This is a genomic window from Acinetobacter sp. CAU_H_S170_2, assembly GCF_058890445.1.
The window spans coordinates 497,542-517,504 of sequence record NZ_JBZYAE010000001.1 but is presented as its reverse complement, the minus strand read 5'-3'; the positions used below and the strand labels follow the sequence as shown (position 1 = coordinate 517,504).

The following is a 19,963-nucleotide window of genomic DNA, read 5'->3' as shown; positions in this document are numbered from 1 at the left end:
GTGTTTCATTTTTCTTCACTGTCTTTACTAGACAATTCATCTTTGTCTGCTAGGCATACTACACTGTCGAAAACCCATTTCCCAAATCGTTTATATTTCATAAACTTAGATATAAAAACAGGGATTTTTGAAATATTTAGTTACATTAACTTTTAAATATTTACTTTAAATATGATTTTTTCTGAAAAATAGCGGAAAATAGCCCTAATTCTTTAGTATTAGATTTTAAGGTAGGCGAGCAATTCATGAGCGATCTAGCTTTCTCCTCTTTCACTTTAATTGGTGTAGATGCACTCAAATTTTTACAAGGCCAAGTGACGGTCAACGTTGAAGCTTTAGCTGAAAATACAACGCAATACACCGCAATTTGTGACTTGAAAGGCCGTATCCACTTTGGTTTGTGGCTGACAAAACGCAACCCTGAGCATTTTGAAATTGTCACCACTCAAGACCAGTCGGAAGAATTTGCTAAGCACATTAAAAAGTTTGGTGCTTTCTCTAAAATGAAACTTGAACCTATGGGTTCAGTTTTCCCAACCTTTACGCAAGACCGCACCACCTTTTCTGCTGAGCCTACCGATATTGCTGCATGGCAAGTGCAAGCCATTACTCATGGTGAAGCGTTTATCGACCAAGCCATTGAGCATGTGTTTCAACCTCAAGAGCTACGTTTACACCAACGTGAAGGCGTGCACTATGACAAAGGCTGTTACTTGGGTCAGGAAGTGATTGCACGTTTATGGTTTAAAGCCAAACCAAAAGCATGGTTGCATTTAATTCAGGGTACAGGCAGTGCACCTGCACAAGCTGAACAGTTGAATAAAGGTATTCAAGTGGTGAATAGCGCTGCGATTGATGGCGGTTATGTCGCGTTAGTGGTGGCACGTCCTGAGTCTTTGAGCGAGCTTGATGTGACAGTTTTAGACTTACCAGAACACTTAAATAGTGATGTGGCACGACCTCAGTAAGACTTTAAATTTTATGCTGTTATGATAAATGAGCCTCTAAAACTTATTCTTGGTTTTGGGGGCTTTTTAAAACTTAGAGCGATGAGGACTCTTTCTTCCTCACAAAATAAACTACACCACTTCGATCATCTGAAAAATAAAAGGAATTTGCATCTATACGGTAAATATCCGCAGGTCGACCATTCACCTTATTCCCTACTAAAAAACCATCCATAAAGGTTTCAAGTTTTTGCCCTTTACGCATAATCACAATTTTATAACCATGACCAATCGTGGCATCCGTAGAACCATGTAAAGCAACTAAAAAAGAATTTTTAATGGTGTCATCCGTATTTGGATGATCAAAATAGTCAAAGCCTAGTGCAGATGAATGCGATGGGAAATAGGCATAAGGAGGCGGTACATTTTTACATCCTGTTGGACGTTTAAATTTTGGGTCTGCTAAAATTTTACCATTCGACGAATAACAAGATTGCCAACCATAATCTGCATCACGCTTGAGTGCATAAAACGTTTCATCAGGCTTATTTTTACCCAGATGGTCTGCACCTTGATTGGTGGCAAATAAAAATTTACCCACCCATTTCAAACCGACAGCATTGCGTAAACCTGTGGCATAAATCTTTTGTTCAGAACCATCGGGGTTCATTTCTAAAACTGTCGCTCTAACTTTCTCTTTCTCGGTACAAGCATTACAACTTGAGCCGACTGAAACATAAATTTTACCGTTCCCACCCACGGCAATGGTTCGTGTTAGATGCCAGCCACCATATTTATAGCTTAAACCATAATCAGGAAAAGTCGCTAAAACTTCGGTTTTGTCCGTGGGTTTAATTTCACCTTGGGTGAATTTTCGTCGGGTGAGCTGATGAGTTTCAGCCAAATATAACCAGTCTTGCCCAGAAGAGTCTGTATAAAACTGGACTGAATTTGGATTTTTCAAACCTGTCATATAAGGAATAATTTTGCCGAATTTTCCTGTCTCAGCATTCCATTCATCCAAAATATAAACGATGCCTTTTTTATTGTCGGTCAAATCGCGCATATCTGTGACAAACATTCTACCGTCAGGTGCTTTGCTAAAAAACGAACACGTTTTAAACCCTCAGCCGCAGGAATGATGTCGTAATTTGCTGGAAGGTTTAGAGAAAAGCGCTTCCCATTTTTCAAGTTGATTTGATGAGGAACAAGATTTGGCTGCCCAGCTAAAACTGCCATTGAACCAACTAAACATATGAATAAGATTGAGAATATTTTTATCATTTTAGAGACGTCTCGATTCATCTTATGAAAAGTAATCTTCTTTTTTATAGGATATAACTTGAATGATGAGTGCATAATCAAACGCTTTTGCTAGAAAAACGTATAGGCTCTTCTATACAAACTATTATTTTATATTATCTTTTAGCCTGACCACTGCAAGTATCTTTACAGTGGGTAAATCCATTCACACTCGTTCTGCGGCTATAAACAGAACATAGAAAATATTGCTTTAACTCTATAGCAAGCATCAGTCCTTGGATAAAAGGCTCATCCAAGGACTTAAACTATTTTTAGAGCCTTATTTAATAGTTCACTCATCTTCAATGAAGATTAAACATCAAAAATCATGAAACAGCTTATTCATGTCTTTGCAGAGATAGTCTTTAAATGAAAAATCTCGCGCATGTTTAGCATCAAATTTTGCAGTCACACCGTCTTTTTCAAAGATATATACACGGTCATCTTTGCTCACTAAAAACTCACCACCCAATTTCATCAATAAGGCATCAATTTTTTCGCCATCTGGAATCGACTCATCGGCCAAAACTTTTAAATAATTTCGCTTAATTGACTTAATAAACATGCTGAACTCGCTACTCATTTTCAGCGCTATTTAAACAGAATCTAAGCCAGAATTCTAATAAAACCCGAAGCCATCAGCTGCAAATACCAATAACCCATTGCACTCCTTTCCACTGTACATCACGCGGTTTGTATTGGAAAAATATATACCGATCAACACAATCAACGGAAATTTGTAAGACCAAGACACAATTCAGATATTTACATTCACACAATTCAACTTATGATGTGAAATGACTAAAAACAAATACACACATAGATGGACTTATGTGTAAGAAAAAGGTTTATAAAACATGAAGAAAATCGTACTTGCAAGCTTAATTGCACTCTCTAGCCAGCTTGCACTTGCAGCCTCCACTCAAGATACCATCAACCCCGAATTTGCCAAGATTGAGGAAATGGTTAAAGCCAACAATATGGCGGGGGCATATCAGGCTTTAGAAAAACTGGCAAAGTCTGGCAACCCACAAGCCATGTATAACTTGGCTTATTTGACTCAGACTGGCCAAGGCACAGCGAAGAATGAGAAGAAAGCCATTCAGCTCTATCAAGATGCTGCAAACAAAGGCTACCCCGTTGCGCATTATGTGCTTGCGAAAAACTATGTCACGGGTACTTTAGGCTTGCCTCAAGACATTAACAAAGCCAAACAACACTTTGAAGCCGCATCTAAACTAGGCTTTGATGATGCAACCGTTGAATATGCCGTGCTGTTATTTTCTGAAAATAAACCAGAGTCTGAAAAGTTAGCCCTTAAGAAACTTGAGCCTTTGGTGAAAAAAGGCAACTATCAAGCCATTCATGCACAAGCCCTGTACGACATCAGCACAGGCTTTAAAAACAAACAAGAAGCACCCATTCAAAAAGGTCTCAACAGCATTCAAGACTTAGCCAAAAAAGGTTACATTCCTGCCCTGATGGCCGTAGGCAATATGTTTGCCAATGGCAATATCATTCCGCAGAACTTGCCTGAAGCGAAGAAAATTTTCACCGCTTTAGCTAAAGAAAATGTACCGCAAGCCAAAGAATCTTTGGCGATGGTTGATAAAATGATTGCCGATCAAGCCAAAGCCCCTGCTGCAACAGCTGCGGTCAAAAAATAAATCTCTTCTTCAAAAAATACTCTCCTCGGAGAGTATTTTTTTACCACCAAATACCAATCAAGACACTGACCACCACAAAACTCAATAGCGTGCTGATCATCAGTGGAGTGAATGCTTTTTCATTCAAACCATACACTTGCCCAAAAATTCCAAACAAAGACGGCATCGGCAAAGCCGCAATCAAGGTCCCTGCATAAATCATCTTTGGGTCCAATTCAGTCAAATAGGTCAGCCCTAAATAAACCAAAAGTGGCATACAAATATTTTTAGACACCACCAGATAAACCGTTTGCAGGTTAAAAGACTGAATAGTGAGACCCACCATTCCCCCACCAATAATAAAGAGCGCTAAAGGTGCAGCGGTCTGACCTAACATCGCAAACACTTGGTCGATTAAATGTGGAATTTGAAGTTCAAAAATCGCACAACTCATGCCAAGCATTACCGATAAGAACAACGGATTTTTAAGTAGCGTAAGAAATGTGGTTTTTAAAATAGAGGCTAAATTGGCTTGTCTTTGTCGCCCTATTTCCGCCAGAGTGAGCATCAGCGGCACAAGAAATACACTTTCAATGATCACCACCAATGAAATATAAATCATCGCTTCACTCCCCATCAGCAGCGTCAAAATTGCTGCTCCCAATAACCCCGTATTGGACATGGATGCACCCAGTGAAAAGACTGCAGCATGGGTAAAGTGATTATTAAACAGCTTTTGACCTAAAATAAAAGCCGTAATAAATAAGCCAAAGGTCACAGCGGCATAAACATAAAAATAAGCGGGATACCAAATTTCATGCAAATCTTTTGAAGCTAAGGCGTGCAACAATAAAGCAGGTAACGCAATTTTGATGACAAAAGCACTGATTGCAGTCATTTGCTCTTTAGCGAGCAACTGGATTTTGACAGAAGCAAAACCGAGGAAGAGCAGGAAAAATACTGGAAAAATTACCGAAAAAATCATTCAAGTTGTTCCTTTTCCAGATGATGTAAGTAAAGACCTATCCTAGGATACACCTTTACTCAGTTGAAATATTTTATAAGACCAATGGCGAAGCAAAACACTTATGAGATTAGAACGCAGAAAACAAATCTTTGATCCCATGTGGCTGACACCGTAAATACTGCGGTGCGATAGAGACTTTCCCACCCAGTTCTGCAGCGGCATGCCACGGCCATCGTGGGTCATACAACATGGCACGCGCCAGACCAATTGCATCGGCTTCTTGCGCTTCTAAAATATGTTCAGCCTGCTTAGCTTCTGTAATCAAGCCCACCGCAATGACTGGAATTTTCACCGCTTGTTTCACTGCATGGGCAAAAGGCACTTGATACTTGGGCTTAATCTGAATGTCTTGTTCCACATGCAAGCCACCACTTGAAACATGAATATAAGCCGCACCGAGTTGCTCTAACGCTTTCGATAGCCCAACCGTTGAATCAATATCCCAACTTTCTGTTGCAGTCGACTCCATCCAATCAGTTGCAGATAAACGTATACCTACGGGATAATTTTCAGGAATAGCTTGTTTAATGGCTTGGAAGACCTCTAAGGTAAATCGAATACGGTTTTCAAAACTTCCACCATATTCATCGGTACGTCGGTTCGACAGCGGTGACATGAACTGATGCAACAAATAGCCATGGGCTGCATGTAGTTCGATCAGCTCAAAACCTGCATCTACTGCGCGTACTGCAGCACTGGCAAAGTCTTCGATGATGTCTTGCATCTCCGTCACACTTAAAGCATGTGGTGCATGCTCTTCGGGCTTAAAGGGGACATCACTGGCAGAAACCGTTTGCCAACCATGCGGTTCATTCGGTTTGATCTGACCTTTTCCTGACCAAGGACGATCGGTCGATGCTTTACGCCCCGCATGTGCCAGTTGAATGGCAAAAGGCATTGGTGAAAGTGTTTTGACTTTTTGAAGCAAGGCCTTCATTTGTGCACGTTGCAAATCATTCCACAGCCCTAAATCCGCAAAACTGATTCGTCCTACAGCTTGTACGGCTGTTGCCTCAACAATACACAAGCCCGCACCTGACAAAGCATAATTGGCCCATTGTTGCTCATGCCAATAGCTCAGCTCACCCGCATCATTGGCTGAGTATTGGCACATCGGCGCAATCACGATTTTATTTGTTAAGTTTAAATCCCCAAATTGAATGGGTTGAAATAATAATGGCATCACAGCTCTCCCTGTACTCACTATGATCTATAACAAATAAAGTGCCTTGCATTCAACGCTAAAAGTGCAAATCTGCTGTCAAACCTTTGCACTTTTATGGCTATCCATTTAGAAAGTAATGCGGCTTCCAAGCCCCAAGACTAATGCATTATCCACCACATGGCTTGAACCTGAGTTGATCACATACTGAATGTTGGGACGTAACATTAACCACGGCGTAGCGTTATAGCTATAGTTCAGTTCAATATTGTATTCTGCGCTCGCATCATACTGTGCTTTACCCGCAGTAAATCGCTCATTCAGATGTACACGATTCACTCCCAAACCTAAAATATCCGTCGGATGCTGCTCAAATACCCCAATATATTTCAGCCCCACTTGCTGTGAGTTGTCTACTTTATTGGTGATGCGGTCATGCCATGTAAAGTTGGCAAAACTATGCAAACCTTGGCGCCCTGCACCCGTTGAAGTCAGTTGCTGTTCGATGGCAATCCATCCTGCAAATGTCCGGTCTTCGCCAACCACACCTTTGCCATAAGCCACATCATATTGGTTATTTGGATCATCTGCGGTGTTATATATCCCACCAACCCGATAGCTCCCCGCCAAACCATTCAATAGTGCTTTCGGTGTCCAAATCACTTCTACTGGAATAGTCACACCGTCGGCATGTTCTGTGTCTAGGCTCCAACCTTGTCCCTCGGCTTTGCCATTGCCATTATCTGGATTGAATTCATAAACACCCACTTGAGTTGTCACTTCAGGGGTCAGTTGATATTTAATGCGACCGCCCCATTGTGAAACCGGCGTATTCATCCAGATATTGCCCTGCCATTTCCCCATTTGTGCGGCACAAAAGGCATTACTAACAAAATCACACGCCATCACATCAAAATCAGAACCTAAACCCAGTCGCCCAACTTTGACACTGAGCCCTTGTTCTTTAAAACGCTTTTCAATCGAAAGCTCTGACAAACGGCTGTCTTGGTTTCCACGGCCATAGGTGGCTTGTACATTGGCTAATTGCGGTGCAGAAGGATCTTGCAAATCTCGAATTGAGGTACTTTGTCCTTGACGCGCAGTCGCAACAAAACGAATGGTGACCCCTTCCCAGCCGGCTAGCTTTTCTAAATCAAATTGTGTGCCTAACCAAAACTGCGAAGCGGTACTTGGGCTTGCACCTGCATTATGCCCGCCATCCGCCAAATAGTTGGTATCTGTTAAAGCATTGGCTTCAAACTTAATGCCTTTTTGCGCCAATTCAGTTCGTTTTCCCTGCCAGTCACCAAACAAATACTGACCCTGTACATCTAACATCTGCTCCGCATGACTCACTGTCGCCCAGGCACACATTGCTGTTGCAAATAAAGAAAAAGAAAACTGTCGCATAAAACCCAAGCCCCAAACTAAAATGAAGAACAATCCATTTCATTTAAATGAAAAATTTAATGAAAAGTACATAATTTTTAAATAAAGATCTCAGCAAAATTTTTATCATTAAGTCAAAAAAAAGTTATCAATATCGCCCACAGCTATAAATAGAAGATTTGATTTGAGTGATTCATGGCAGTTTTCACTCAATTCAAGAGTGTAATTTAAGGAGGATGATTCCTGATCACAGCAGACAATCCCGCACTTTAGCTTTCTAAAAATGTGCTAAAGCCAAGCCTCTCGCTGAAATCACTTGCAATCTCGCGTGTACACCGCAATATTAGCCTCAAGTTTTATCAGCTCATGTTGCCATGCCAGAATTACCCGAAGTTGAAACCACCAAAGCCAGTTTAGCTCCGTTATTAGATCAACAAGTGCTCAGTGTTGAAGTTCGCCAGTCGAGCCTGCGCTGGCCGATTCCCGCCGATCTCAGCAAACTGGTGGGTCAGCGTTTAATTCAACTCAAACGCCGTTCTAAATACATTTTGGCCATTTTTGAACAAGACACGATGCTTTGGCATTTGGGTATGTCTGGTAGTTTCCGTATTTGTGAGGTGGGTGAAACCCTGCGTAAACACGATCATTTGATTATTCGTTTTGAAGATGTCGAGCTACGCTACCATGATCCGCGCCGCTTCGGCTGTATTTTATGGTTGGATGAATATTCGCAAACCAAGTTAATCGATACCCTTGGGCCTGAACCACTGAGTGCTGATTTTAACGCTGAATATTTAAGCCAAAAGTTAAAAAGCAAACAGGTCGGCATAAAAGTTGCAATCATGGATAACCATGTGGTGGTTGGTGTCGGAAATATCTATGCCACAGAGAGTTTGTTTAATTTGAGCATACACCCTGCGCAAGTGGCGTCTAGTTTAACACCCAGCCAAATTGAAAAATTGGTGGTCGAGATTAAACGTATTTTGCAGCAGGCCATCGATTTAGGTGGGTCTACCCTGCGGGACTATTCCAACGCAATGGGTGAAAATGGTTACTTTCAACAAACTTTATTGGCTTATGGTCGAGCAGGTGAAATGTGTGTGAACTGCGAGACTACGCTTGAAAACATCAAACTGGGACAGCGTGCTTCTGTGTTTTGTCCCGAATGCCAACCGCTGAAAAAAGTGCAACCTAAGCCCAAAGCCACAGCTCGAGGAAAAACCAAATGAAAACTGCCATTGTTCGTCATATTTTGGTCAAAGACAAAGACCTCGCTGAACAACTGAAAAAGAAAATCCACGATGGCGCCGATTTCGCCAAAATTGCTAAGCAATACTCCACCTGTAATTCAGCTAAACGCGGTGGTGAACTAGGTGAAGTCAAAAAAGGCCAATTGGTGCCTGTGATTGATAAATTGGTCTTTAGTGCTGCTGAAAAAGTACTACATGGCCCCATCAAGAGCCAATTTGGTTTTCATTTACTAGAAATTAAATTCCGTATGGATTTTTAAATAGTTACCCAGTGTGTGATGTGTTTGAGTATAAGCACATCACGAACACTGTATCTGAGCCTCTTTCATCTCATATGTCCAAGCATCAACGCGTTCGCCAGATTCCAGCGTCCCTTGTACTCTCACCCGTCGATACTGTATCCCTTCAAATTCATCCAATGCATCCCAATGTTCGGCCAATTTTTCACTGCTAAAAAAATATCCTTCAACCGCTGCTGCTTGTGGGTCTAAGACGATGGCGAATAAGCCTTTGTCGGGTCCCCAATCCAAAATATGCACCACGCCATGCACATAGCCTTTTTGCCATGTTCCACCTATGCGCTCTAAAAGATGGGCATTTTCATGATTTGGACGGAGCGTCCCATAGACAAATAATTGGTTCATTTGGCATCACCACAGCTATTCAATCAGCGCGCATCATAAAACCAAAACTGTATAAAAACCAGTCTTTGGATAAGATACAGACATAAAAAACGGCACTTAATGTGCCGTTTTATTTTAACCGTTCGATTACTGACGTTTTTTCAATTCATCACGAATTTCACGTAGTAACTCGATATCTTCTGGCGTTGCTGCTGGTTCTGGCGCTGCTTCTTCTTGTTTACGGCGCATACGATTAATCATTTTCACCATTAAGAACACCACCCATGCCAAAATGATGAAGTTAATTAAAATCGTAAGGAAGTTACCATAAGTCAGGACGTTCACCCCAGCTTTGGTCAACTCATCTAAAGACTGTAAATTATTTGGGTTGTCCCCCAAAACAAAGAATTTCTGTGTGAAATCTACACCACCACCAGTCACAACCGTGATCAATGGCATGATGATGTCTTTCACCAATGAATCGACAATTTTACCAAATGCACCACCGATGATTACACCGACAGCCAAATCAATCATGTTGCCTTTTACCGCAAATTCGCGGAATTCTTGAACAATACTCATCTAAATCTCCAGTTATTTTTTGACTTTAATTTATGTGACGAAGTATACATTAATTTTATAGCTTCATTTCCACGTAATTTACTCGGAAATCATCTGCTTTTATATATTGGTTTGCTAATTTTAAACAAAAAAATGCCATCAATAAATTGATGGCATTTTTAAATGTTGCGGCCCCGCATGGGGCAACATCATTTTTAAAACTTATTTACCAGAACGATTACGTTTACGTTCGTTTTCAGTCAAGTAGCGCTTACGGATACGGATTGACTTAGGTGTTACTTCAACTAATTCATCATCTTCAATGAATTCAAGCGCTTGTTCAAGCGTATATTCAACAGCAGGAACAAGAGTCAACGCATCATCAGTACCAGAAGCACGTACGTTTGTTAACTGTTTTGCTTTAGTTGGGTTAACTGTCATGTCATCTGAACGAGAGTTAATACCAATGATCATACCTTCGTAAACTTCTAACTGAGGTTTAGCAAATAGACGACCACGGTCTTGCAATGTGAACAATGCATAGCCAAGGCAAGTACCTTGAACCATAGAAATCAACACACCGTTTTGACGTTTCGCAACAGTACCTTGTTTCATTGGACCGTAGTGTGAGAAGCTTGAAGTCATGATTCCTGTACCAGAAGTCATGGTCAAGAATTCTGAACGGAAACCAATTAAGCCACGTGAAGGAACAGTTGCTTCAATACGGATACGGCCTTTACCGTCAACTTCCATATTCGTCATTTCGCCTTTACGGTGACCCATTTGTTCCATTACAGAACCTTGGTGCTGTTCTTCAACGTCAAATGTTACGTTTTCGTATGGCTCTTGCTTTTCGCCATCAACTTCTTTCAAGATTACTTGTGGACGTGATACGCCCATCTCGAAGCCTTCACGACGCATGTTTTCAATAAGAACTGAAAGGTGAAGTTCACCACGACCTGATACTTTAAAGCTATCAGGACTATCAGTATCTTCAACACGAAGCGCAACGTTGTGAATTAATTCGCGGTCAAGACGTTCACGGATATTACGTGAAGTAACAAATTTACCTTCTTTACCCGCAAACGGAGAGTTGTTTACTTGGAAAGTCATGGTTACTGTAGGTTCATCTACAGACAATGCTGGTAAAGCTTCAACATTTTTCGGATCACAAATGGTGTCAGAAATATGAAGTTCATCAATACCTGTGATACACACGATATCGCCTGCTTGAGCAGATTCAACATCAACACGCTCTAAACCATGGTAACCCATGATTTTTAAGATACGACCGTTACGTGTCTTACCGTCTTTATCAATCACAGTTACTGGTGTGTTTAATTTTACAGAACCACGTTGAATACGACCAACACCGATAACACCAACGAAGCTGTTATAGTCAAGTGATGAAATCTGCATTTGGAATGGACCATCAACATCGACTGCTGGTGGTTCAACAATGTCTACAATTGTTTGGAACAACGGCGTCATATCTTCCGCTAATTCTTCTGGAGATGGACCAGCAACACCACGAAGACCTGAAGCGTAAACAACTGGGAAGTCTAACTGTTCGTCAGAACCACCAAGGTTATCAAACAAATCAAATACTTGATCAATAACCCAATCTGGACGCGCGCTTGGCTTGTCGACTTTGTTGATAATTACGATTGGCTTCAAACCACGTGCGAACGCTTTTTGCGTTACGAAACGAGTTTGTGGCATTGGGCCTTCTTGAGAGTCGACAAGAAGAAGTACACAGTCAACCATCGACATTACACGTTCAACTTCACCACCGAAGTCTGCGTGTCCTGGGGTGTCGACGATGTTAATACGGTATTCTGTATTGGTACGTGCATCTAACCATTTGATTGCAGTGTTTTTTGCAAGAATGGTAATACCACGTTCACTTTCAATCGCGCCTGAATCCATGACACGCTCAATCTCGCCTGCACGATCGCCAAGTGCACCTGATTGCTGTAAAAGTTTGTCTACTAGAGTGGTTTTACCGTGGTCAACGTGCGCAATGATGGCAATGTTGCGGAGAGTTTTGATATCTGACATGTAAATTCGATACGCCTAAAGTTTGAGGGCAAATTATACAGAAAAATAATAGAATTTAGTAGTGACAGTTTATTGACAGACTCATTTTTTTTGATAAGTGGTGTGTAATTAATTTTGTAAAGCTGTGTAAAGCGATTAGAATAGCGCCACCTTGCTAACACCCTTTGACATATGTCTGATCAAAATCTCTCTCCCAATCAAACAGATCAACTCGATTTGGTCTATGGTTTAAACGACCGCCCTCGCCCAATCATTGCTTTTCTTGCTGCCTTTCAACATCTCCTTGCAATTATTGTCCCAATTGTTACTCCAGGCTTACTCATCTGCCTAGCGCTTGGTGTGTCGAAAGAAGACACTAACATGATTTTATCCATGTCTTTGGTCATCTCAGGGATTGCAACCTTCTTACAATGTAAAAAAGTTGGACCTTTTGGTGCAGGCTTATTGATTGTTCAGGGCACCAGTTTTAACTTTATCGGACCGATTATTGGAATTGGCTCTGCCATGGTTGCTGCTGGTACTCCTGTAGAATCCGTCATGGCTGCAATTTTTGGTGTGGTAATCGCAGGTTCATTTATTGAAATGGGCGTGTCACGTATTCTGCCTTGGGTGAAAATGCTCATTACCCCATTGGTCACAGGCATTGTGGTGTTATTGATTGGTTTGACCCTCATTAAAGAAGGTCTGATCAGCATGGGTGGTGGCTATCAAGCCATGTCAAACAATACCTTTGCCAATGCAGACAACCTAATCATGTCGTGTACGGTTTTAGGCTTAATTATCTTGCTGAATCGCATCCGTATTACATGGGTAAAAAGTTCTGCTATCTTAATTGCCTTAATTGCAGGGTACACTCTTGCAGGCTTTATGGGGCATCTGGATTTTTCTGGTCTTAAAGACGCACCTTTAATCCAAGTTCCGACGCCAATGCATTTTGGACTCAGCTTCTCTTGGAGCTTGTTTATTCCAATGGCCTTCATCTATTTAGTGACGTCTTTAGAAGCAATTGGTGATATCACCGCGACTTCAAAACTTTCCAACCAGCCTGTGGATGGTGCCACTTGGATGGAACGTATTAAAGGCGGTGTCTTGGTGAATGGTGCAAACTCTTTCCTTGCTGGTATTTTCAATACCTTTCCTAGTTCGGTCTTTGCACAAAATAATGGCGTGATTCAGCTTACTGGTGTTGCGAGCCGTTATGTCGGCATCTGGATTGCCGCATTATTGGTGATTCTAGGTTTACTCCCTGCTGTTGCAGGTGTGATTCAGGCAGTGCCTCAAGCTGTTTTAGGTGGCGCTGTAATGGTAATGTTTGGAGCTGTAGCAGCTTCTGGAATTAACATTCTGTCAGGTATTCATCTTGACCGCCGCGCACTACTGATTATTGCCATTTCATTGGCACTCGGTTTAGGTGTTGCACAAGTTCCACAAATTTTGGAACACTTACCTGAATTATTCCGTAACATCTTCAGTTCAGGTGTTGCGACAGGTGGTATTGCAGCCTTGTTATTAAATATTATTCTTCCTGAAACGAAGAAATAATTGTTCATTTCAGTATGCACTTTGCCCAGCACTGTCTGGGCATCGTTTTTACAATGGAGTATATAAAATGGATCCACGAAGTGAAGTTGTTCTTCGCCAGCAAGAATTTCTCTCTGGTTCAGTTTTACTGGTCAATGCACCGTGTGACGAATTAAACACACAGTTAATTGGTACTGTAGAACCACATTTTTGGACATGGAATTTTAACGAATTACAATATTTCCAAAACCAACAAAGTGATGTGCATTTTGATACAGATTTGCCTGATGTCGCTTTTGATCAAGCCATCGTGTTTGTTCCAAAGTCAAAAGAACTACTCAATTATGTGCTACACCAACTGGTGAGTCGTTTGGCCGTAGGCGCATCGATCTTTTTAGTTGGTGAAAAGAAAGGCGGTGTAGAACGCGCCTCTAAACAGCTGCAACCTTTTGGTAAAACCCTCAAATTAGACAGCGCTCGACATTGTCAAATGTGGCAACTGGTCACCGAAAAAACCGTAACGGCAAAACCTTTGGCCGATTGGGCACAACACTACACTGTACCAACCCCGAAAGGTGAATTACAGATTTGCGCATTACCGGGTGTATTTAGTCAAAATCGTCTGGACGTGGGTACAGCCGTGTTATTGCCTCATCTTTCACAGGTCACTTCTGGAAAAATTGCAGACTTTGGCTGTGGTGCAGGCGTGATCAGTGCTTATTTAGCCAAGTTAAATCCGAAAAATCGCATTTTTGCACTCGATGTCGATGCCTTTGCATTAGCTTCAACAAAAATGACTTTTGAGAAAAATAACCTTTTACCAGAACAACTTGAGATTAAAGCGGTACACGGAATTGAGGATGCTCCTCTGTTTTTACACGCAATCGTCAGTAACCCCCCATTCCATCAAGGCATTCATACAGATTACAATGCCAGCGAAAATTTATGCAAAACATCCCGTCGCCATCTTAAATCGGATGGCGAGTTGTGGATTGTTGCCAACCGCTTTCTGAATTATCCATTACTCATTGAGCAAAGTTTTGGCCAATGTACAACCAAAGCCGATCAACAAGGCTTTAAAGTGCTGTTTGCCAGCACACAAAAGAAATCTTAAGGAACAATGATGAGCGAAATGACTCAACCAGCTCAACTCAAGCGGAAGCTTGGAGCTCGCCATCTGAATATGATCGCCATTGGTGGCTCAATTGGTACAGGTTTATTCCTTGCCTCAGGTGCAACCATTGCAAATGCTGGCCCTGGCGGGGCGTTATTGGCCTACTGCTTAATTGGTGTGATGATTTACTTTCTCATGACCAGTCTGGGTGAGTTGGCAACACACAACCCAACATCCGGTGCATTTTTCACCTATGGCACCAAGTATGTTGAAGGTGGTTTTGGTTTCGCCCTTGGCTGGAACTATTGGTATAACTGGGCCATTACGGTTGCATTTGAATTGGTTGCAGTCCAATTCATTATGAAATTCTGGTTTCCCGATCTGCCCGGTTTCTACTGGAGTGCTCTCTTCTTAGCTGTTGTCTTTGGGATCAATGCACTGACAGTCAAAGGCTTTGGTGAAAGTGAGTTCTTCTTCTCCTTGGTTAAAGTCCTTGCCATCATTGTATTTATCATCATTGGTATTTTCATGATTGGTAAAATCATGATGACGCCAGGTGTCGCAACTTTTGCCAACTGGACCAAAGGTGAAGCACCCTTCGTTGGTGGCTTATCTGCACTGATTGGTGTCGCTATGATTGCAGGGTTCTCGTTCCAAGGTACCGAAATGGTCGGTGTTGCTGCAGGTGAATCGAAGGATCCACAAAAGACGATCCCGATTGCCATCAAACAGATTTTTTGGCGCATCCTACTGTTTTATGTGGTGTGTATTTTCATTATCGGTACACTCATTTCATATGATGATCCACTTTTGTTACAAGCGGCTTCATCAGAGAATATTGCACTCTCTCCATTTACCTTACTCTATGAAAAAGCTGGTTTTGCCTTTGCTGCCAGTGTTATGAATGCCGTGATTTTAACCGCGATTCTATCGGCAGGTAATTCAGGGATGTATTCATCGACGCGTATGCTGTTCAATATGGCCCAAAATGGCAGTGCACCTAAACTGTTTGCCAAATTAGACCCACGCGGCGTACCCATGAATGCACTTTATGCGACAACTGCAATTGCTGCACTTTGCTTCTTAACTACTTTCATTGGCGAAGAACAGGTCTTTAATTGGCTGCTCAACATGTCGGGTATGTGTGGCTTTATTGTTTGGTTAGGGATTGCTGTTTCACACTATCGTTTCCGTAAAGGATATGTTGCCCAAGGGCATAAGGTTGAAGACTTAGCTTATCGTGCAAAATTCTTCCCCTTTGCCCCTTGGTTTGCCTTTATCCTGTGCGCCATTGTTGTTTTAGGTCAAAACTACCAAGCGGTACTTGATGGCGAATGGCTCTCTGTTTTATCGACCTATATTGGTATTTTCTTATTCTTGGCGATTTGGCTAGGCTATAAATGGAAATACAAAACCAAACTGGTTTCTTACCAAGAAATGGATGTCAGTCCAATGAATCCTGATCGCGAATAAAATTCTTTCATAATAAAAAACAGCCTTCGGGCTGTTTTTTTATTATCATTTATTCATTTACTAAAGCCGTAAAGCATAAATTAATAACGCAATTTTCAATAAGACAGTTCAATTATTGAAGTTACATAGAATCGATAGTTATGACTCGGATCCATCCTAAACTTAGTTAATATTCTGTAACTAGCATCCGTTCACTTGCGCGATGAACAATTTACATATTTAGGTAGTAAAAATTTAGCCTCTCAATTCGCACCGCCATAACTAAATAAAACGGCTTATTGAGCACTGATCTCTCTCAAATTCCTAGCCCCTAAATATCAAGCCAGAAATATTATCTCGCTAGCAAACAAATCTTTATAAAAATCAATAACTAGAAATATCCATTCACTCTTAAGGCAAAATTATTATCGATGTAGTGAAGCATGAGTGACGGAAATCCACTTTTCATTCTTCTTATATTCATCCTCTAAAATTAAATACTTCTAACTATATTTAATATCCTATACGTAGCTAACCATGACCACCGTAAGCCTTAAAGGCTCTTGCATTGAGCTCGAGTTTATTTTCAACGATGTGAGTTAACATAAATTTCATTATTTTAGACATAAAAAAACGACTCCGAAGAGTCGTTTTTTAGTTAAAACTCAGATTATTGAGCTTGAACTGTACGGCTGCCAGAAATTGTCGCGAATACACGACGGTTCATAGCACGGCCTTCTTTAGTGTTGTTGTCAGCAATCGGTTGGTCCCAAGCGAAACCTTGAGTAGACAAACGAGCTGGATCAACGTTGTATTCGTTTACTAGAGACGATTTAACAGAGTTAGCACGAGCTAAAGATAAACGTTCGTTCAATGCACGTGGACCAGTGTTGTCTGTGTGACCTTCGATGCGAGCAGTAGCGTTTGGATATTCAACTAACTTCTCAGCAACTTTAGCGATTTCTGGCTTGTATTGGTCTTTGATGTTTGATTTGTTTGTATCAAAGAACACACGAAGTTCCATGTTAAGGTCTTCAGTTAACTCTTGTGGTTCAACTGGAGCAACTGGCTCAACTGGAGCAACTTCTACTACTGGAGCAGCAGGTTTCAAGTGACCACCAAGAACTACGTTAAGACCAGCAAGTGCTGTATAGTTCCAGAAATCTTCATCGATGTTGTAAGTAGCACGAGCTTCAGTACGTAGAGACAAAGCATCGTTCAAGCGCCAGAAAGCACCGAAACCAGCATTACCTAAAGTACCTTCTTCTTTAAGGCCACGACCAGCACGACCTAGATCGTTATCAAACTCGTATTTGTAGTGACCAGCACCTAAAAGTACATATGGCTTGATTTTGCTGTCGTAGTTTTTAGTAATCAAGTCAGAAGTAGCATAGAAATTACCGTTGATTTGCGTTTGCTTGTATTCAGCATTCGCTTGGTCAACCATGTCACCTTTAACTTGGTTGTATTCCGCTTCAAAACCTAACCAAGGAGTAAGCTCTACACCAAGTGCAGCACCAACAAATAGGTCATCATCCATTTGAGCTGAATCAGTCAAATGATCACCACCATTATTATGTTGAGTGTCTTGGAAAGTGTAACCAAGCATTAATGGAGTAACAGTTACGCCCGCGTTTGCAGCAGCTAAAGGAGCAGCTACGAGCATTGCTAATGCAATACGACTCATTTTCATGGATTTATCCTCCAGAGATAACAATTGTTTTTCAAGCTTAAGCTTAAAATTATTTAACAATTCTGAGATAGGCTTTTTTATACCCCAGTTTTATTTTTAAGCTATTCGCAATGAATCATACAAACACTTTATTTTTTTTCCAAGTGCTTGATAACTTTAATCAAGTAAATTATTGACAAAATTACTTACAATTTCCGTTGTAATTCGGTAATTTTTTACTCAATTTTTACTTGCGAATAGCTTATTTTCACTTGTATTACATTTTAACAGCTTTTTAAACAAGTTGAGTACTACTAATTATGTATAAAATTTGTTTGATAAACAAAGCTTTAATAAATAAAAAATAGCTCTATAACAACAAAACTGGATAACCATATGTTTTTTATCAATAAAAAAGGGTTCACTTTATTCGAACTCATGATCACTATTAGCATTATTCTGATCATTTGTACAATCGCACTTCCTCACTTTCATCAGTATATGGCCTCACAAGAGCGCAGCAAAACACTGAATACATTACGAAATAGTATTCAGGCAGCCAAAAATATGGCCAACCTGCAACGTCAAAATATCACCATTTGCCCAAGTCAAGACCTCGTTCAATGCCAAAATCATCAGTGGAACATGGGCTTTATTGTATTTATCGATAATAATAAAAACCGACGAGTAGATACCAGTGAAACGATTATTCGGACAGAACAACAGCAGCTCAAATATGGCAATCTTGATTGGCGTGGCACACTCAGTCTTCCATCGTTAAGCTTTAAAGCTGAAAATGGCCTCCCCCTTGGCTCAAATGGAACTTTCTATTATTGCTCTATGCAAAGTCAGGATCACTTTAAATTAGTCATGAGCAAAATGGGGCAGACCCGGACTGAACCCCTCGATGCCTGTAACTAGACCCATGAGTCCATAATCACGTTTTCAGCTTTTCTCGCTAGCAAATTTGCATATACTGCTTAAGTTTCCAACAAAACGTATAAGTGATTCGGAGAAGAAAATGACAGACATCGTAATTGTGAATGGTGCTCGTACAGCAATGGGCGGTTTTCAAGGCAGTTTAGCCAGTGTAACCGCTCCAGAGCTCGGTGCTGTAACGATTAAAGAAGCGATTGCTCGTGCTGGCCTACACGCAAACGATGTAGAAGAAGTAATCATGGGCTGTGTTCTACCTGCGGGATTAAAGCAAGGTCCAGCACGCCAAGCTATGCGCCAAGCAGGTTTACCTGATTCAACAGGTGCTGTGACCATCAATAAATTATGTGGTTCTGGCATGAAAGCGGTAATGCAAGCTGCGGATATGATCAAAGCAGGTTCAGCAAATATCGTGGTTGCAGGTGGCATGGAGTCGATGACCAATGCTCCTTATATTTTAACCAAAGCGCGTGCGGGCTACCGTATGGGGCATGGCGATGTTAAAGACCACATGTTCCTTGATGGCTTAGAAGATGCAGAAACAGGTCGATTGATGGGTTCTTTTGCACAAGATATGGCCAATACTCGTGGCTATACGCGTGAGCAAATGGATGCCTTCGCGATTCGCTCTTTAGAGCGCGCACAAACAGCGGTCAACGAAGGTTACTTTGCAGATGAAATCGTGCCTGTGACAGTTTCATCTCGCAAAGGTGATGTTGTCGTTGATAAAGATGAACAACCGTTCAATGCCAATATTGCAAAAATTCCAAGCCTTCGCCCTGCTTTTGCTAAAGATGGCACCATCACTGCAGCAAATGCAAGTTCAATCTCGGATGGTGCATCCGCACTAGTTTTAACTTCAGCAGAAAATGCATCGAGCAAAGGTTTAGCACCATTAGCCAAAATTGTGGCTTATGCATCGAACTCACAACATCCATCAGAGTTCACCATTGCACCAGTCGGTGCAATTGAAAAAGTGCTTAAGAAAACAGGTTGGAATGCACAGGACGTAGATCTTTGGGAAATCAATGAAGCTTTTGCGATGGTAACTATGTGTCCAATCGATGACTTCAAACTTGATCCAGCAAAAGTGAACATCAATGGTGGAGCTTGCGCATTGGGTCACCCTGTCGGTTCAACTGGTTCACGTATTATCCTGACTTTGATTCATGCGCTTAAACGTACAGGTGGTAAAAAAGGGATTGCGGCACTATGCATCGGCGGTGGTGAAGCGACTGCTGTAGCGATTGAATTACTTTAAGATGCAAGCAACCCTCTTTTATTGACATATTTTATACAA

The 19,963-nt window shown here is 41.3% G+C and carries 17 protein-coding genes and 1 pseudogene; 9 read left to right on the top strand and 9 right to left on the bottom strand.

Annotation, left to right across the window (positions count from 1 at the left end):
• Positions 1-245 precede the first annotated feature (245 nt).
• The gene (ygfZ, locus tag AC5EUN_RS02575) at positions 246-968 is read left to right on the top strand and encodes a CAF17-like 4Fe-4S cluster assembly/insertion protein YgfZ (protein ID WP_010327426.1); all 723 of its coding nucleotides are present in this window, start codon (positions 246-248) and stop codon (positions 966-968) included.
• A gap of 73 nt (positions 969-1,041) precedes the next feature.
• On the opposite strand, the pseudogene AC5EUN_RS02570 reads toward ygfZ, so the two are convergent.
• Positions 1,042-2,231, bottom strand: a pseudogene (locus AC5EUN_RS02570) (PQQ-dependent sugar dehydrogenase).
• Between the two features lie 337 nt (positions 2,232-2,568).
• On the bottom strand, positions 2,569-2,814 hold the full coding sequence (locus tag AC5EUN_RS02565; RefSeq protein ID WP_004695190.1) for a hypothetical protein: 246 nt from the start codon (positions 2,812-2,814) through the stop codon (positions 2,569-2,571).
• A gap of 292 nt (positions 2,815-3,106) precedes the next feature.
• Here AC5EUN_RS02565 and AC5EUN_RS02560 point away from each other — a divergent pair, with 292 nt between their 5' ends.
• Positions 3,107-3,916 carry a tetratricopeptide repeat protein gene (locus AC5EUN_RS02560; protein WP_010327429.1) on the top strand — a complete coding sequence of 270 codons (810 nt, stop codon included), beginning with the start codon at positions 3,107-3,109 and terminating at the stop codon, positions 3,914-3,916.
• 40 nt (positions 3,917-3,956) lie between these two features.
• On the opposite strand, the gene AC5EUN_RS02555 is transcribed toward AC5EUN_RS02560, so the two are convergent.
• The 3 genes from AC5EUN_RS02555 to AC5EUN_RS02545 form a co-directional block, all read right to left on the bottom strand.
• The gene (locus tag AC5EUN_RS02555; protein ID WP_010327430.1) at positions 3,957-4,880 is read right to left on the bottom strand and encodes an AEC family transporter; all 924 of its coding nucleotides are present in this window, start codon (positions 4,878-4,880) and stop codon (positions 3,957-3,959) included.
• 109 nt (positions 4,881-4,989) lie between these two features.
• On the bottom strand, positions 4,990-6,105 hold the full coding sequence (locus tag AC5EUN_RS02550; RefSeq protein WP_010327431.1) for an NADH:flavin oxidoreductase/NADH oxidase: 1,116 nt from the start codon (positions 6,103-6,105) through the stop codon (positions 4,990-4,992).
• Between the two features lie 108 nt (positions 6,106-6,213).
• A complete protein-coding gene (locus tag AC5EUN_RS02545) occupies positions 6,214-7,494 on the bottom strand; it encodes a carbohydrate porin (protein WP_010327432.1) in 1,281 nt (426 codons plus the stop codon).
• Between the two features lie 353 nt (positions 7,495-7,847).
• On the opposite strand from AC5EUN_RS02545, the gene mutM reads away from it, so the two are divergent.
• Together mutM and AC5EUN_RS02535 are read left to right on the top strand one after the other, a co-directional pair.
• Entirely contained in the window at positions 7,848-8,702 is an 855-nt protein-coding gene (gene mutM / locus AC5EUN_RS02540; RefSeq protein ID WP_010327433.1) for a bifunctional DNA-formamidopyrimidine glycosylase/DNA-(apurinic or apyrimidinic site) lyase, read from the top strand.
• On the top strand, positions 8,699-8,983 hold the full coding sequence (locus AC5EUN_RS02535) for a peptidylprolyl isomerase (RefSeq protein WP_004695176.1): 285 nt from the start codon (positions 8,699-8,701) through the stop codon (positions 8,981-8,983). The genes mutM and AC5EUN_RS02535 overlap by 4 nt, the downstream gene beginning before the upstream one ends.
• A 39-nt stretch (positions 8,984-9,022) precedes the next feature.
• Here the strand turns inward: AC5EUN_RS02535 and AC5EUN_RS02530 are convergent, their stop codons facing one another.
• The 3 genes from AC5EUN_RS02530 to typA all read right to left on the bottom strand — a co-directional run bounded on the left by AC5EUN_RS02530 (position 9,023) and on the right by typA (position 11,968).
• Entirely contained in the window at positions 9,023-9,367 is a 345-nt protein-coding gene (locus AC5EUN_RS02530; protein WP_010327434.1) for a gamma-glutamylcyclotransferase family protein, read from the bottom strand.
• Between the two features lie 126 nt (positions 9,368-9,493).
• Positions 9,494-9,928, bottom strand: a complete 435-nt coding sequence (mscL, locus tag AC5EUN_RS02525; protein ID WP_004695171.1) for a large conductance mechanosensitive channel protein MscL — start codon at positions 9,926-9,928, stop codon at positions 9,494-9,496.
• A gap of 201 nt (positions 9,929-10,129) precedes the next feature.
• Positions 10,130-11,968, bottom strand: coding sequence for a translational GTPase TypA (gene typA / locus AC5EUN_RS02520; RefSeq protein ID WP_010327435.1), 1,839 nt, complete (start codon positions 11,966-11,968; stop codon positions 10,130-10,132).
• 171 nt (positions 11,969-12,139) lie between these two features.
• Between typA and AC5EUN_RS02515 the strand changes: the two genes are divergently transcribed.
• From AC5EUN_RS02515 to AC5EUN_RS02505, 3 genes are all read left to right on the top strand, one after another.
• Positions 12,140-13,510: a uracil-xanthine permease family protein gene (locus AC5EUN_RS02515; RefSeq protein WP_058951674.1), complete on the top strand. Its 1,371-nt coding sequence runs from the start codon at positions 12,140-12,142 to the stop codon at positions 13,508-13,510.
• 67 nt (positions 13,511-13,577) lie between these two features.
• Entirely contained in the window at positions 13,578-14,603 is a 1,026-nt protein-coding gene (locus tag AC5EUN_RS02510; RefSeq protein WP_010327437.1) for a methyltransferase, read from the top strand.
• A 9-nt stretch (positions 14,604-14,612) separates the two neighbouring features.
• Positions 14,613-16,076, top strand: a complete 1,464-nt coding sequence (locus tag AC5EUN_RS02505; protein WP_010327438.1) for an amino acid permease — start codon at positions 14,613-14,615, stop codon at positions 16,074-16,076.
• A gap of 649 nt (positions 16,077-16,725) precedes the next feature.
• On the opposite strand, the gene omp38 is transcribed toward AC5EUN_RS02505, so the two are convergent.
• Positions 16,726-17,748: an outer membrane protein Omp38 gene (omp38, locus tag AC5EUN_RS02500; RefSeq protein WP_010327439.1), complete on the bottom strand. Its 1,023-nt coding sequence runs from the start codon at positions 17,746-17,748 to the stop codon at positions 16,726-16,728.
• 375 nt (positions 17,749-18,123) lie between these two features.
• On the opposite strand from omp38, the gene AC5EUN_RS02495 reads away from it, so the two are divergent.
• Positions 18,124-18,648, top strand: a complete 525-nt coding sequence (locus AC5EUN_RS02495; protein WP_010327440.1) for a GspH/FimT family pseudopilin — start codon at positions 18,124-18,126, stop codon at positions 18,646-18,648.
• Positions 18,649-18,748: 100 nt separating this feature from the next.
• Entirely contained in the window at positions 18,749-19,924 is a 1,176-nt protein-coding gene (locus AC5EUN_RS02490; protein ID WP_005400250.1) for a thiolase family protein, read from the top strand.
• Positions 19,925-19,963: the final 39 nt, after the last annotated feature.